This window comes from uncultured Maricaulis sp., from assembly GCF_905480005.1.
Classification (GTDB): domain Bacteria; phylum Pseudomonadota; class Alphaproteobacteria; order Caulobacterales; family Maricaulaceae; genus Maricaulis.
Window position 1 is genome coordinate 1 of record NZ_CAJQOO010000116.1, and the last position, 14,538, is coordinate 14,538.

At 62.8% G+C, this 14,538-nt stretch carries 13 protein-coding genes; 2 read left to right on the forward strand and 11 right to left on the reverse strand.

Going from position 1 to position 14,538, the window contains the following annotated elements; all coding sequences use genetic code 11:
* Positions 1-268, forward strand: a 268-nt coding sequence (locus QZ266_RS10135; RefSeq protein WP_295694730.1) for a DNA polymerase, incomplete at its 5' end; no start/stop codon positions are given.
* A 177-nt stretch (positions 269-445) separates the two neighbouring features.
* Here QZ266_RS10135 and QZ266_RS10140 read toward each other — a convergent pair.
* From QZ266_RS10140 to QZ266_RS10165, 6 genes are all read right to left on the reverse strand, one after another.
* Positions 446-1,354 carry an aspartyl protease family protein gene (locus tag QZ266_RS10140; RefSeq protein WP_295694733.1) on the reverse strand — a complete coding sequence of 303 codons (909 nt, stop codon included), beginning with the start codon at positions 1,352-1,354 and terminating at the stop codon, positions 446-448.
* 186 nt (positions 1,355-1,540) lie between these two features.
* Positions 1,541-3,943 carry a DNA topoisomerase (ATP-hydrolyzing) subunit B gene (gyrB, locus tag QZ266_RS10145; protein ID WP_295694736.1) on the reverse strand — a complete coding sequence of 801 codons (2,403 nt, stop codon included), beginning with the start codon at positions 3,941-3,943 and terminating at the stop codon, positions 1,541-1,543.
* A gap of 132 nt (positions 3,944-4,075) precedes the next feature.
* The gene (locus QZ266_RS10150; RefSeq protein ID WP_295694739.1) at positions 4,076-5,755 is read right to left on the reverse strand and encodes a glycosyltransferase family 39 protein; all 1,680 of its coding nucleotides are present in this window, start codon (positions 5,753-5,755) and stop codon (positions 4,076-4,078) included.
* On the reverse strand, positions 5,752-6,519 hold the full coding sequence (locus tag QZ266_RS10155) for a glycosyltransferase family 2 protein (protein WP_366523920.1): 768 nt from the start codon (positions 6,517-6,519) through the stop codon (positions 5,752-5,754). Before QZ266_RS10155 ends, QZ266_RS10150 begins: the two co-directional genes overlap by 4 nt.
* A gap of 102 nt (positions 6,520-6,621) precedes the next feature.
* The gene (locus QZ266_RS10160) at positions 6,622-7,245 is read right to left on the reverse strand and encodes a LysE family translocator (protein WP_295694745.1); all 624 of its coding nucleotides are present in this window, start codon (positions 7,243-7,245) and stop codon (positions 6,622-6,624) included.
* Between the two features lie 65 nt (positions 7,246-7,310).
* On the reverse strand, positions 7,311-7,937 hold the full coding sequence (locus tag QZ266_RS10165) for a TetR/AcrR family transcriptional regulator (RefSeq protein WP_295694749.1): 627 nt from the start codon (positions 7,935-7,937) through the stop codon (positions 7,311-7,313).
* A gap of 116 nt (positions 7,938-8,053) precedes the next feature.
* On the opposite strand from QZ266_RS10165, the gene QZ266_RS10170 reads away from it, so the two are divergent.
* On the forward strand, positions 8,054-8,824 hold the full coding sequence (locus QZ266_RS10170; RefSeq protein WP_295694751.1) for a CPBP family intramembrane glutamic endopeptidase: 771 nt from the start codon (positions 8,054-8,056) through the stop codon (positions 8,822-8,824).
* A gap of 36 nt (positions 8,825-8,860) precedes the next feature.
* Here QZ266_RS10170 and recF read toward each other — a convergent pair whose 3' ends face one another.
* The 5 genes from recF to QZ266_RS10195 all read right to left on the reverse strand — a co-directional run bounded on the left by recF (position 8,861) and on the right by QZ266_RS10195 (position 14,430).
* Positions 8,861-10,000, reverse strand: a complete 1,140-nt coding sequence (recF, locus tag QZ266_RS10175) for a DNA replication/repair protein RecF (protein ID WP_295694754.1) — start codon at positions 9,998-10,000, stop codon at positions 8,861-8,863.
* Between the two features lie 29 nt (positions 10,001-10,029).
* Positions 10,030-11,148 carry a DNA polymerase III subunit beta gene (gene dnaN / locus QZ266_RS10180; RefSeq protein ID WP_295694757.1) on the reverse strand — a complete coding sequence of 373 codons (1,119 nt, stop codon included), beginning with the start codon at positions 11,146-11,148 and terminating at the stop codon, positions 10,030-10,032.
* Positions 11,149-11,341: 193 nt separating this feature from the next.
* Positions 11,342-12,787: a chromosomal replication initiator protein DnaA gene (dnaA, locus tag QZ266_RS10185; protein ID WP_295694760.1), complete on the reverse strand. Its 1,446-nt coding sequence runs from the start codon at positions 12,785-12,787 to the stop codon at positions 11,342-11,344.
* A gap of 490 nt (positions 12,788-13,277) precedes the next feature.
* On the reverse strand, positions 13,278-13,544 hold the full coding sequence (gene rpsT / locus QZ266_RS10190; RefSeq protein ID WP_011645002.1) for a 30S ribosomal protein S20: 267 nt from the start codon (positions 13,542-13,544) through the stop codon (positions 13,278-13,280).
* Positions 13,545-13,653: 109 nt separating this feature from the next.
* Positions 13,654-14,430: an enoyl-CoA hydratase gene (locus QZ266_RS10195; RefSeq protein WP_301063223.1), complete on the reverse strand. Its 777-nt coding sequence runs from the start codon at positions 14,428-14,430 to the stop codon at positions 13,654-13,656.
* Between the last annotated feature and the right edge of the window lie 108 nt (positions 14,431-14,538).

Consider the following 14,538-nt stretch of genomic DNA (forward strand, 5'->3'; position numbering starts at 1 on the left):
CAACGCACCGATCCAGGGCTCAGCCGCCGACGTCATCCGCCGCGCCATGATCCGCATGGACGACGCCCTGCGCGCCGCCAATCTGGACGCGAAAATGTTGCTGCAGGTCCATGATGAACTGGTGTTCGAAGTGCCCGAAAATCAGGCCGACGACCTGATCGCCCTGGCCTCGAAAGTGATGGGCGAAGCCTGCGCACCCGCGCTGGAACTGAGCGTGCCGCTGGTCGTGGACGCAAAGGCGGGGATGACCTGGGGTGAGGCGCATTAGACAGGCCGGGCGCGCGCCGCACCAGGCTCACCGGTCACTCCAACTTGTCATCCCGGCCGGATAGCCTGCGAAAGCTGGCTGCAGAGCCGGGACCTATCTCTCGGCAGGCCTACAACTCCCCGACACATGCCCTGCCTTCACGGCGCCTGCGTCGGGGATGGCAAGAATGACGGGGTGTCAGGCGCGCGGACTGATGACGAGTTCTTCCTGCGCCCGGTCGAACACGAGGGAGCGGCCCTCGAAGAGCGGGAAGCCGAGGAACATGGCCGGGGTCTCACCCAATCCCAACGCACCAAAGGCCGGGCTGTCGAAAACGGCCAGCTCGACATCTGTCACTTGCCAGTTGCCCGTGGTCATCGCATTGCCCTCCACCAGGGGCGGCGCCTCGCCATTGCCGGAAAACCCGCGGATCGTCGCGGTGCGGGATGCCAGGTCTTCCGGGGTGAATGCCAGTGCGTCTGTTGCGGCGGCATTGATCACATTGTGCGAGGCGCCCAGATCCAGAACGGCCGCAATGTCAGTCCCGTTTATCTCGGCATCGAGAACCGCGAATCCGGCCCGATTGAGCGTATAGGGGGTGCGGCTCCAACCGTCGCTGGCTTGCGCGAAGTCGGTTTCGGGATTGAACAGGCGCATGGCCTGGTCGGCGAAATCGAATTCGACGGAATAGTCATTGAGTATGTTCGCGCCGATAATCCCGTAGGTCCGGTAAGTGGCGAAGGCTTCGCTGGCGCCCTGCGGACCGCCCACCACGTCAAAATCGGCAAGGTCGATATCACCGATTTCGAGGCTGTCCAGAGTGTAGAAACTCACCTGTGTGAGGCCTGCAGCGCCCTGCACCATGACCTGCCGACCTTCAATCGCCGGGATTTCCAGCGCCTCCACGAGGGCCGGGAAGACAACCGTGCCCTGGGCGCCGGTGTCGACGAGGAAGGGGAAGGGGCCCGCACCGTTGATTTCAACATCGATGATGAGATGCCCGCGCGTTCCCCGGTCCATCGTCGCTTCGACGAGCGGTTCCGGCTGGGCAAGCGCGGGGGACGCGGCACCAAGGATAAGGGCAGAGGCGAGCAGGGCATGGTTCATGAGGGTTTCTCCAAAAATCGCGTCCCGTCTATCAGACCCGTCGCCTCACCAAGCTTAAGAGTTGGAAATCTTGTTGGAATTTAATTCAGGGGAGAGTTGGCGGACAGGAATGAAAGACCCGCCCCGCAAGAAAAACGCCCACCTGGGACAGGCGGGCGTTTTCAGTTCCGGCAAGGCCTCGGTGGTCTACGCGTCCACTTCCGCTTCCAGCGCGTGCTCCTGGATGAAGTCGCGGCGCGGCTCCACCACATCGCCCATCAGCTTGGAGAAAAGCTCGTCGGCAGTATCGGCATGAGTCACCGAGACCTGGAGGAGCGAGCGGGCATTCGGATCGAGCGTTGTTTCCCAGAGCTGACCGGGATTCATTTCGCCCAGGCCCTTATAGCGCTGGATTTTCATACCCTTGGCACCCGAGACAACGACCGCATCCACCAGTTCGCGCGGTGAGTTGATGGTCACCGGGCCGGATTTCGGCACGAAACTCGCCCGGCCCGCATAATCATCGCTGACCGCGCTCGCGCGCTCATTGAGGCGCTTGGCATCCGGGCTGGCGCGCAGATTGCGGTCCAGCACCACGGTTTCGGTCACGCCGCGGACTTCCCGTTCGAAAACCAGATTGCCATCGTCAGGATCGACCCGGCCACCCCAGCCATCCTCGCCTTCATCGGCAAAGGAGTTGAGGCGCTCCGCGGCAATGCTCACCGACACGTCGCTCGGCTCGGGCACGAGGGCGCCGGCAAGGGCCGCGGCTTCCAGGGCAAAGCCCGGGGCCCGCGCCGTCATGCGATCAATCGAGAGTTTGACCTGACGCGCCGCAGCGACGCGAGCGGCCAGATCCTGCCCGGTGACGACTTCACCGCCATGCAGGGTCAGATGCGCGTCCGACACGCCTTCCTCGATGAGATAGGCGTCCATCTCGGCCTGGTCCTTCACATAGCGTTCGGACCGGCCCTTGGCGATTTTGTAGAGTGGCGGCTGGGCGATGTAGAGATAGCCCTTCTCGATCAGCTCCGGCATCTGGCGGTAGAAGAAGGTCAAGAGCAGGGTGCGGATATGGGCGCCGTCGACATCCGCATCGGTCATGATGATGACCTTGTGGTAGCGCAGCTTTTCGTAATTGATCTGATCGCGGCCTATGCCGGTTCCCAGCGCCGTGATCAGCGTTCCGACCTGGTCGGAGGACAGCATCTTGTCGAAGCGGGCCCGCTCGACATTGAGGATCTTGCCGCGCAGAGGCAGGACGGCCTGGTTCTCGCGGTGACGCCCCTGCTTGGCAGAACCGCCGGCTGAGTCACCCTCGACGATGAAGAGTTCGGACTTGGCCGGATCCTTCTCCTGGCAATCCGCCAGCTTGCCGGGCAAGGACGTTATATCAAGCGCCGACTTGCGCCGCGTCAGCTCACGCGCCTTGCGGGCGGCCTCGCGGGCAGCCGCGGCCTCGATGATCTTGCCGACCACCATCTTGGCTTCGGTGGGATGTTCCTCGAACCATTCGGCCAGAGCCTCGCCAACGGCGCCTTCAACGGCCGGGCGAACTTCCGACGAGACCAGCTTGTCCTTGGTCTGGGAGGAGAATTTCGGGTCCGGCACTTTCACTGACAGAACGCAGGTCAGACCCTCGCGGGCATCATCCCCGGAGATCGAGACCTTGGCCTTGGAGGCCAGGCCCGACGAGCCCGCATAATTGTTGATGATGCGGGTCAGGGCACCGCGGAAACCGGCAAGGTGGGTGCCGCCATCGCGCTGCGGGATGTTGTTGGTGAAGCAGAGGACATTCTCGTGATAGCTGTCATTCCACTCCAGCGCTGCTTCCACCGACACGCCATCCTTTTCGCCCTGGATCAGGACAGGCGGGGTGAAGATCGGCGTCTTGTTGCGATCGAGATGGGCCACAAAAGCGGCCACACCGCCCTCATAGACCATGGTGTCGGAATAAAGCTCGGCCTCGCGCTCATCGCGCAGGGTGATCTTGACGCCGGAATTCAGGAAGGCGAGCTCGCGCAGGCGGTGCTGCAGCGTTTCGCGACTGAACTCGGTCATGGTGAAGGTTTCTTCCGACGGCATGAAGCGCACTTCCGTGCCCTTCTGACCCGGCTCGGCATCCCCCATCATCTTGAGGTCTTCTTCGGCATCACCGCGGCGGAATCGCATCCAGTGGGTCTTGCCATTGCGCCAGATGGTCAGGTCCATCCAGTCAGACAGGGCATTCACCACCGAAACGCCAACACCGTGAAGACCACCGGAGACCTTGTAGGAATTCTGGTCGAACTTACCGCCGGCATGGAGCTGGGTCATGATGACCTGCGCCGCCGAAACGCCCTCTTCCTGGTGGATGTCGGTCGGGATGCCCCGGCCATCATCGCGCACCGAGGCCGAGCCATCGGCATGGAGTGTCACCAGGACTTCCGTACAGTGGCCCGCCAGAGCTTCGTCGATTGCGTTGTCGACGACTTCATAGACCATGTGATGAAGACCCGAACCGTCATCGGTATCACCGATATACATGCCCGGGCGCTTGCGCACGGCGTCGAGTCCTTTGAGGACCTTGATCGACTCCGCGCCGTATTCCTGATTCGCTTGTTCCGTCATGGTTTTGTTGTACAGGTTTCGCGGCTTTGTGACCACTCGCGCGCACACGCGTACGCACGCGCGCACGCGTGAGTCACCGGAAGGGCACAGTCACGCGTTCAACCGGCGGGATGCGCTGTGTGCCAACGGTTTCTACTCGCCGTCTCCGGTGCGTGGCCGGGCCCGGTAAAGGGTCAAATTCATGGCGTCACCATTGGAGTAGTTCTGGCCTTCGATCACTGCGAGCGCATCAAGGCCCAGGCCGAGATTATCGACCCGGTCGAGGAAGGCCTCGGCCTCGCTGGCATCGATCAGCGCCACTGTGCAGGCCGGGTCGTCAGCGAGCGTGTCCGCGGCGTCGGCGGGGCCATCTGCCAGACGCGTATCATAAGGGCCATGACGATAGACAAGGGACGGCTCGCGATAAGCGGATGTGACCAGTCGCGTCGGCTCACAGTCGGACAACGCCTCCACCGCCGCAACAATGCGGGGCGTCAGAAAAAGCGTGTCGAGACGTGGCAGGGTGCCGGCATAGACGGTCACAACGGCCAGGCCGCCCGCAACCAGTCCGGCTGCAAGCGCTTTCGGTTTGCGCCCTGTGAGGTAGAGGCCAAGCGCCGCGAGGGCCGAGACAAGGATTGCCACCCCGGCCACAATCAGGACCGGCGAAAGCTGACCCTCGGACCAGTGCAGCATGGCCGCGCCAAGCGCCGCCACAAAGCCACTCGTGACCAGCCAGATCGCGGCGTACAGGCCGGCAGCAACCCGCAGCCAGAGGGGAGCGCGCGCTTCGCCGGGCTGGAAGATCGCCGCCACCGCCAAACAGGCCATCGCCGGATAGAGGGGCATGACATAGTGCGGCAGCTTGGTGGCGATCAGCTCATAGACGAGCCAGGCCGGGACGATCCACGCAATCAGATAGCGCGTTGCCGGCTCGGCGCGCCGGGTCCAGGCAAACCAGCCCGCAAAGACGAAGAAGAGTGAGCCCGGCCAGAAGCTGAGCGATAACAGGCTGAGATAGTATCCCGGCGGTCCGGCATGGGATTGCTGGCTCTCGCCAACCTTGCCCATCAGACTGTCGCCAATCGCTTCTGCGTAGAACCCGCCATCGGACACGAGTCCGATCGCCACATACCAGGGCAGGGCAATGGCCAGGAAAAGCGGGACGCCCCAGAGGGGCTTCAGCGCCCCGAGCCAGGCAAGCTTCCGGTCCCAGATCACCAGGGCGATGAGGGTCAGGCCGACAAAAAGAAGGATGATCGGCCCCTTGATCATCAGCCCGCCGCCCAGTGCTGCCCAGAAAAGGGCCGGTCTCCACCAATGCCCTTTCGGCTCGAGATAGATCCGCATCAGAGCCAGATGGGCCGCCGTGATTGTCGCGAGCAGGACCGCGTCTGTCTTGGCGATCCGCGCTTCAAAGCCGACGGCAAATGCGGTCGCGACAAGGAGCGCCGCGCCATAGCCGGCATGGCGGCCATATAGCCGTGTCGCGATCGCCCCGGTCATCAGGACGGCGGCGAGTATGCCCAGGAAAGACGGGATACGGTGCGCCCAGATTTCCCGATCATCGGCCGTTCCGGTGACGGCTACCGCGATCGATTGGAGCCAGTAAATTCCGGCCGGCTGGAGATAGCGCTGCTCCTCCTGGAAGCGGATATCGATGTAGTCACCGGTTTCCAGCATCTGGTTGGTGGCGACCGCATAACGGGACTCGTCGCGATCCACGGGCGGCAAGGAGGATATCCCCGGCAACAGGACCAGCGCGGACAGGGCCACAAGGATCAGCCAATCCTTCCAGCCCAGCCGGTGTGCGCCCGATCCGGCGGAGGTCACGACGAACGCTCTTCGATCCGCCCCGGCGCCTTGGTGCGGCGGACCAGCCAGATCACGCCCATCGTATCGAATATCCCGACAAAGGCGCGCCCCAGATTGGTGTATTTCGACTGCCCGGCATGGCGGGCCCTGTGACTGACCGGATGATTGATCAGGGGGTGGCCATAGCGCTGGAAGAGCGCGGGAAGGAAACGGTGCATGCCCTCGAAACAGGGCAGGAGCAGAAAACTGTCGCGGTCGAATATCTTCACACCGCATCCCGTATCCGGGCAGTGATCGCCCAGCACGGTGGCGCGGAATCCGTTGGCGATGCGGGTGGCGATCAGCCGCGAAACCGGGTCATTGCGACGGACCCGTGTGCCCGCAACAAGCGGAGCGACGCCGTCAGCCGTCCAGGCTTTTTCGAGCATGTCAGGCAGATCAGCCGGATCGTTCTGGCCGTCACCATCAAGCGTGGCGATCCACGGGGCCCGCGCAGCCAGCACACCGGAGCGCACGGCCTGGGACTTGCCGCAGCGCCGGTCATGCCGGATCAGGCGAACACGGTCATCCTTATCTGCAATATCCTGGAGAATGTCCGGCGTGGCGTCGGTCGAACCATCGTCCACGAAGACGATTTCAAAGGCGCCGGCGCGTTCCATCTCACGCAGCACTTCCTCGCACACAGCGGCGACATTCTCCGCCTCGTCCAGCACGGCGATGACAACGGAAGCCCGCAATTCGCTGCCTGACCGGTCGGGTCGGCGAAAGTCCGTGGAGTTCATCTCGCTCATGAAACAGCCCTGATAACGTGGTGCGGAGTGTGTGCCGCTTTGGCGGCAGTTTCAAACCTGAATGCGGTTCGGTGACGAAAGTAGCTGTCAGCGCTAGCGCAGGATCAGAAGGATTGCGATCCCGGTCATGACACAACCGGTGAGGATGTCAGCGCCCCGCCGGACCTGGGGCGTCGACATCCAGTTCCGCGCCCGGTGCGCAAGACCGATATAGAAACCCGCTGTCGGCACCGCCATGGCGATCATGATGGTCAGCATCAGGAAATAGCTGAACGGCGTGATCGCCTCGAGCGGAACAAAGGCCGGGACCAGGGTCAGATAGAAGACGATCGGCTTGGGGTTGGAGAGCGGCATGGCAATGCCCGCCACAAAAGTTGCGATCCAGCCACGCTTCGAACCGGCCTTGAAGACCGGCTTTGGCCGCGCGCCCGTCCACGCACTCCAGAAGGCCTTGAATGCCATCCAGCCCAGATAGAGCGCGCCAACAATCTTCGCGGCGATCCAGAAGGCAGAGAGCTGGGTCGCGATGGCTGACAGGCCGGTCACCGCCAGGGTGAACCAGAACATGTCCCCCAGAAGGATCCCCGCGCCATAGACCGCCGCATGCCAGGGCCCCGTATCAAGGGTCCGCGCGATCATGGCTGCGATGCCCGGGCCCGGTGTGAGGAACAGGACGAGCAGGGCTCCGGCGAAGAGAAGAAGGGTTTCCGGCGTCATCGGTATCCGCTCGCTTTACAGGCTTGGCTATAGACCGAAACCTGCGACAGGGTCGAAGCATCACCTCAGTCGGGCGTGACCAGATAGCCGTAGAGTGTGTCAGAGATGGCCGAGACGAATTGCGCGTCCGGGATGGTCAGGATCACGGCAGCCCCCTCCTCCCGGTAAAGGGCCCGCTCGATCGGCAGGGTATTCATCAGATAGGTGAACATCTGCGCGGCCTCTTCCGGGTCGGACCGTTTCACCTCATCGCCGAAGAGGCGTAGCAATTGACGGCCGGAGTCCCGCGCCATCTCCAACATTTCCTCCCAATCATCGCCAATCAGGTCGGGCCGGATCCGGGCGTAGAGATGGGCCGCACGAACCAGGTAGCCATCGCGCTGCAAGAAGGACCAGCCGGTTTCGCATGCGGCCCGCAATGTGGCGCGGAGGCCGATTGCCGGATCAATCTCCAGCCGCCCCTCATTGGCCGTGAACTCCCCGAGACGCGCCCGATAGAGCTCGAAGATGACCGGGATGAAGGCATCCTTGTTTTCAAAGCGTCGATAGACCGCCCCCACTGACAGGCCGGCCGTCTCGGCCAGCTCGGCGATAGTTATGTCTGCAAAGGACTTTTTGCGCAGGCAAGCGTCCAGCGCCTGCACCAGCTTGTCGCGGGTTTCACGCGAACGCGCCTGCCGTGTCGGTCGCACTCCTTGACTCATGTCCAGATCACCCCTAAATGTGAACGCGAATTCGCATTCGCAAAATTAATCCAACTGATCGCACGCCGATCCGGCGGCGGTCAAGCCAGACAGGGAGTATAGTCGTGGACACGCTCATCCAATCCCCCGCCCTTCTCATCGGACTCGGCGCGACCAGCCTTTTCATCATTGTCGGCATTGTCCGGGACCTGATGCGTCGCGCCAACCCGGACCATGACCACGGCTCCACCATGAGACAGTATCGCAACACCGCGGCCTCGCTCTGGGGTTTGTGTCTGGTTTGCGTGGCCTGCTGGGTCCTGTCGGGCCAGCCCCTCGCGGAGATGGGCATGAGATCGCCGACCGGCTGGCAAGCCTGGCTGGTCTGGGCACTTGCAGCCGGAACGATCGCCTACCTGCTCTATTCCGTCATCGCGACGACACTCGATCGCAAAACCCGCATCAGGCTGCGCGCCGATTTTGCCCAGGCCGACGGCTTCGACCTGCTTCGCCCGCGCACCACAGCAGAACATGCAGGCTTTCAGGGCCTCTCCATCACGGCCGGCGTGACGGAAGAGATCATTTTCCGCGGCTTCCTTATCTCAACCCTCGCGCTGGCCATGCCGGTCTGGGCGGCGGCGCTGATCGTCATTGGCACCTTCCTGGTCGCCCATGCCTATCAGGGCCTGTCCGGCATGTTGCGCATCCTGCCGATCACGGTGCTGATGACAGCCGTCTTCCTGATCGGTGGATCGCTGTGGCCGGCAATCCTGATCCATATCGCGGTCGATGCCGGAGCGGGCCTCCTGGTCGCCATTGTCGATGCACATCGCGACGCCGATGACGCCCATCCGGACGAAGCGGCGGAGACCGCGACGACAGCGCTCCCGGCCTGATCGGCCCTGCCCGGCCGGCGAAACGGAGGGCGGCAGTCAGACCAGAGCGACTCGCCCGTCCTCCACCTCGCCAAACTGGATCCGCGATCCGAAGGGCTCAAAGAGAACGCGTTCCACGCCGGTCAACCAGGCTTGGGATCGCGACGCCAGGATTTCCTGCGCCAGACCTTCACGCCGGGTCGCATCGAGATGGGCGCAGGCCTCATCGAGCAAGAGCAGCGGCGCCACGCCCCACTGCCGTCCCAGCGCCCTCGCCTGGGCCAGGGCCAGGGTGAGGATCAGGGCTTTCTGCTCCCCGGTCGAGCAATCGCCAGCGGGCTGGTCCTTGCCGCGGTGCCGCGCCATGAGTTCAGTCCGGTGGGGGCCGCGTGTCAGCGTCCGGCCCGCCGCGCCGTCGCGTCGGCGACCCTCACGCAGGGCCAACACAAAACGGTCCTCGGCCTCGCCGGCCGTCAGACCCTCGGCGAGGTCAGCCTCGACCGCGCCATCCAGAGCCAGATCGGCCTGCGGAAAGACGCCTGCGGGTCGCTGGTCAATCTCCCCCTGCAAGCGGATCAGGGCGTCGAGGCGCGCCGCGGCCATGGCCACGCCATGACCGGCCATCTCCACTTCGAGGGCGCTGAGCCAGGCGGGGTCCTGCCCGCCCTCGTCGAGCAGGCGCTGCCGTCGCGTCCGACTTTTCTCATAGGCGCCGGCCGCGTCGGCATGAGCCGGATCGGCGGCATGAACCAGGCGATCGAAGAATTTCAGGCGATCGGCCCGTGGACCGGCGAAGAGGCGGTCCTGGGCGGGTGTCAGCCAGATCATCGGCAAGAGACGCGCTAGTGCGTTCTGGGCCGCCGGTTCGCCATCGATCCGGGTCTCGCGCCGGGCACTTCCGCGTGCGCCGACACCCAGGCGATAACCGCCATCGCGCGTATCGGCCTCGGCAAAGACCGCCCATTCCGCCGCAATCCCGCCATCGAGCTTTCGCGCCACACCGTCGGCGCCCGCCGAGCGCAGACCCCGACCGGGCGCGAGAAAGGACAGCGCTTCAAGCAGATTGGTCTTGCCGGCACCATTCTCGCCATACAGGGCCACGGGCGCGGCGCTGAGATCAAGATCGAGATCGCCATAGCTGCGAAAATCAGTCAGCCGCAAACGACGAACCGCCGCAGGCGGAACCGGCGGCGGCATGTCAATTCCCGGAGTTTCGGCGTCGCCCGTCACACCCGCAGCGGCATCAGCACGTAAAGCGCGTCGGGATCACCACTATCGGTGACCAGTGCCGGCGAGGCCGCATCGGCAAAATGGAAGCGCGCCTCATCACCTTCAATCTGCGACGCCACGTCGAGCATGTAGCGGGCATTGAAGCCAATGGCGAAGCCTTCATCCGAATAGGACACGGCAAGCTCTTCCTCGGCCTGACCGCTCTCCGGGTTATTGACCGCCAGGGTCAGCGCATCGGCGCCCAGCGAGAGCTTCACGGAGCGCGATTTCTCAACGGAGATCGTGGCGACACGATCAACGGCTTCAGCGAAACGCTTGTTCTCGACCGACATCAGCCGGGTATTGCCGCGCGGAATGACGCGCTCATAATCCGGGAAGGCGCCGTCAATAAGCTTGGACGTGAGCACGGCCTTGCCGAGGCGGAAACGGATCTTGCCTTCGGAGACCGAGACTTCGACATCCTCGTCGGCATCTTCGAGCAGGCGTTTGACTTCCTGAACCGTCTTGCGCGGGACAATCACACCCGGCATGCCATCGGCACCGTTCGGCAGGTCGACTTCGGCAAGGGCGAGGCGAACTCCATCCGTGGCCACGGCGCGCAGGGTCTTGCGACCATCCTGCTCGGCAGCGTGGAGATGAATACCGTTGAGATAGTAACGCGTCTCCTCGGTGGAGATGGCAAAGCGCGTCTTGTCGATCAGGCGGGCCAGTTCCCGCGCCGGAACCGAGAAGCGATGCTCGAGGTCCTCGGTCGGCATGACCGGGAAATCGCCCGGCGGCAGCGACGGAAGGGAAAAGCTGGAGCGGCCGGCCTTCAGGGTCAGGCGCGGATCGCCGCCATTCAGTTCCAGCGTCACATCAGCGCCATCCGGAAGTTTGCGGGTGATGTCGTAGAGCGTATGGGCCGGAGCGGTCACCAGACCCTCACCGTCACAGCTTGCATCCGTGGTCTCGAGGATCTCGATATCCAGATCGGTGGCCGCAAAGCTCGCCCCGTCAGGGCCTGCTGAAATCAGCACATTGGACAGGATCGGAATGGTGTTGCGCTTTTCGACCACTGCCTGCACATGGCCCAGGGCCTTGAGGAGCGTCGCGCGCTCGATCGTCAGCTTCATATCTCGCGTTCCGCTTTCAACGTCTTCTGCGTCAGTTACCTGAATCCACGTCGAAGATCTTTGTCTGTCTTGACGGCACCGGACGCAATTCACCCGAGCCGTTCGGGATGGGTCAAAGAGGATACATGAATTCGCACGTTCGCAAGAGATTTATCCAGCGTTAACGCGAATTTCCGCCGATGGAGCAGGGGTGTCAGCCCTGCAGCTCACGGGTGAGTGCATCAATCTCGTCCGCGACCGGATCACCGGCCTCGATCATATGCGTCACTTTGGAAACCGCATGGATGACCGTGGAGTGATCCCGACCGCCGAAACGGCGCCCGATATCCGGCAGGGACCGCGTCGTCAGCGTCTTGGCCAGATACATGGCAATATGACGGGGACGGACCACGGACTGGGTCCGGCGCTTGGAGCAGATATCCGCCGTCGTAATCCCGAAATGCGTGGCAACAACCTTCTGGATCTCGTCCACGGTCAGACGGCGCTCGGAACTCAGGGACAATTCACGCAAGGCCGTCGACACAACTTCCATGGTCACAGGCTGACCGATCAGCGCGGTGCGGCAGATGACGTTATTGAGCACACCTTCCATCTCGCGCGGGCTGGAGGTGATCCGGGCGGCGAGAAAGTCGCGCACCGCTTCAGACACATCAAAAGTCGGGTAATGGCAGGTTGCCTGGGCGATCTTGCAGTCAAGGATCTGGCGACGCAGGTCGAGATCCGGCTTGCCGAGCGGGCAGGACAGGCCACCGGTCAGCAGGGAGCGCAGACGCTCATCCTGCATTTGCAGCTCGGCCGGCGGCTTGTGGGAGGCCAGGACGACCTGCTTGTTCTCCGCGACCAGAGCCGCAATCGTGTGCAGGAACTCGTCTTCGGTCTTGGGCTTGCCGGCGATGAAGTGGACATCATCAATCAGCAAAACGTCGACACCCCGCACCGTCTCCTTGAAGGAGATCGTGTCGCGGGCCTTCATGGCGGTGACAAAGCCGGACAGGAATTCCTCGGCAGTCAGATAGAGCGCCCGGCGCGGACGCGGCGTCTTCTGAACCGCAGATGCCACAGCATGGAGCAGGTGCGTTTTGCCGACACCGTAATCGCCATAGAAGAAAACCGGGTTGAATGGTGGTGTCGCGGCACCCACCATGGTCCGGGCTGCAGCGGCAGCGACTTCATTGGCCGGGCCAACGCGAAAACTGTCAAATGTGAAGCGCGCATCGGTCAGCGCATCATCCACCGATCTCTCGTCGCCGGACTCGTGTTTGGCGGAGGCCGAGCGAATGGCGGTCGCGGCAGTTGCCGGACGCGCAGCGACCAGGGGTTGCGGCTCGCGCTCACCCTCGGACACCAGGAGAATTTCGCGATGCGTGGGGTCGAGTTCAGCCCAAAGTGCGCGAATTCGCGCGCCCCAGTGATCTTCGACCCAATCACGATTGAAACTGCTGGGCGCGACAATAACCAGCGCACCGGTCTCAGCCAGGCGGACACGCAAACGCGCGATTTCCTGCGAATACAGGGCCGGGCCACACTCCTCACGGAGGTGCGCTCGAACCTTGCGCCAGATCGCCGAAATACCCGCAGCGTCGAGCCCCTCAATGGTTGCCGCTTTAGCCTCGGAAACAGCCAATTTGTTAAATGCCATCGTCGGTCACACTTTTATTTTTCTCTCGCTGGTGCGAAAGCTATGTGTTTGTATTTTTGGCAAAATCCCCCCGTTCGCAGCACTCCACCCAGTCGTGCCGCTACCGGAAATTTTTCCGCATGGGAATAGTCGCCCTCAGAAGCCCAAAGGTTACTCCGAGGCCGGTTTGGGTCAACAGGATTCAGCTCCCAAAATTCGAGATTCTTCGCTTGACACGGGAAATCCGTGGCCGGACCGAAACTTGGCGTTTGCAACTCGTTTATGACAGATCAACTGGTCGTTTATGAGGACCGTGTGGAGCCAGGATTGTGGCCGGTGGAACGAGTCCGGCCGGGTTTGGCAACCCTCCGTACGCAGAATATTTTAATCAATGTCACCATGCGGCATTCGCGAAGAATGCCCGGCGTGCCGTGGTGCAGGCGCACAAAAAAATACGCCCGGGACGTGTGCCCCGGGCGTATCAGAATTGCAGTCCGTCAAGTGTGTCGGATCAGGCCGACATCGACTTCACGCGGGCCGAAAGGCGGGAGACTTTCCGCGAGCCCGTATTCTTGTGGTAGACGCCCTTGCCGACAGCGCGCATCAGCTCGGACTCAGCTTCGACCAGAGCGGTCTTGGCAGCAGCCTGGTCGCCAGACGTGATCGCCATTTCGACTTTCTTGACGAAAGTACGAACGCGCGAACGACGAGCCTTGTTGACGGCTGTCCGGCGAGCGATCTTGCGGACCATTTTCTTGGCCGAGTTGGTGTTGGCCATGGATGTAAACCTCTTTAAGCGGCCGGGACAGACTTCCCGGCTAAATCCGTGAGCGGCGGCGTATAGGCCCTTGCGGGCTGGGCGTCAACCGCCCTGTGTGTCTTGCCGCCTAGCGATGCTTGAAATGTGCAGCCCGTTTTTCAGCGAAGGCGGCCATGCCTTCTTTCTGATCCTCAAGCGCAAACTGGGACATGAAGACACGGCGCTCGAAGCGCACGCCTTCGGTCAGGCCAATTTCGAAAGAGCGATTGACCGTTTCCTTGGTCATCATCGCGACGGGCAGGGACTTCGCAGCGATCGCTTCGGCAGCCTCCATGACCACATCCATGAAATCGTCTGCCGGCACGACGCGGGAAACCAGGCCAGCGCGCTCGGCTTCCTCGGCGTCCATCATCCGGCCGGTCAGGCACATGTCCATGGCCTTGGCCTTGCCAACGGCGCGCGGCAGGCGCTGTGTACCGCCCGCACCCGGCATGACACCAAGATTGATTTCCGGCTGGCCGAATTTCGCCGACTCCGAAGCGATGATGAAATCGCACATCATGGCGATCTCGCAGCCACCGCCGAGCGCATAACCGGACACGCCGGCAATGATCGGCTTGCGGAAACGGGCCACGGCCTCCCAGGTCTCCGCGAACGGATCCTTGTTGTAGAGGCCGACCATGTCGCGCGACTGGAGTTCCTTGATGTCCGCCCCGGCTGCAAACGCCTTCTTCGAGCCGGTCAGGACCACACAGCCGATCTCGTCATCAGCCTCGCAGGCCGCCAGGGCCGCTGCCAATTCCGTCGTCAGCTCGTCGCACAGGGCATTGAGCGCCTCGGGGCGGTTCAGCGTAATGACGCCAACCCGGCCCTCGGTTTTGTACTGGATCGTCTTGTAGCCCATTTCGGTGCTCCATCTGACGGCGCGGAAGTCCCGCGCGGGAAAATCCGCGCCGCTATAACGCAGACGGAAGCGAGCGTCGATACCGGGCGACCCGTTTGAGTCACCCGG

What these genes read in the sequence shown, in the direction of transcription:
- recF (WP_295694754.1), bottom strand. Translation starts at nt 10,000, where the DNA reads ATGCCGCCGCCGGTTCCGCCTGCGGCGGTTCGTCGTTTGCGGCTGACT.
- gyrB (WP_295694736.1), bottom strand. Translation starts at nt 3,943, where the DNA reads ATGACGGAACAAGCGAATCAGGAATACGGCGCGGAGTCGATCAAGGTC.
- QZ266_RS10155 (WP_366523920.1), bottom strand. Translation starts at nt 6,519, where the DNA reads ATGAACTCCACGGACTTTCGCCGACCCGACCGGTCAGGCAGCGAATTG.
- QZ266_RS10140 (WP_295694733.1), bottom strand. Translation starts at nt 1,354, where the DNA reads ATGAACCATGCCCTGCTCGCCTCTGCCCTTATCCTTGGTGCCGCGTCC.
- QZ266_RS10195 (WP_301063223.1), bottom strand. Translation starts at nt 14,430, where the DNA reads ATGGGCTACAAGACGATCCAGTACAAAACCGAGGGCCGGGTTGGCGTC.
- dnaN (WP_295694757.1), bottom strand. Translation starts at nt 11,148, where the DNA reads ATGAAGCTGACGATCGAGCGCGCGACGCTCCTCAAGGCCCTGGGCCAT.
- QZ266_RS10160 (WP_295694745.1), bottom strand. Translation starts at nt 7,245, where the DNA reads ATGACGCCGGAAACCCTTCTTCTCTTCGCCGGAGCCCTGCTCGTCCTG.
- rpsT (WP_011645002.1), bottom strand. Translation starts at nt 13,544, where the DNA reads ATGGCCAACACCAACTCGGCCAAGAAAATGGTCCGCAAGATCGCTCGC.
- dnaA (WP_295694760.1), bottom strand. Translation starts at nt 12,787, where the DNA reads ATGGCATTTAACAAATTGGCTGTTTCCGAGGCTAAAGCGGCAACCATT.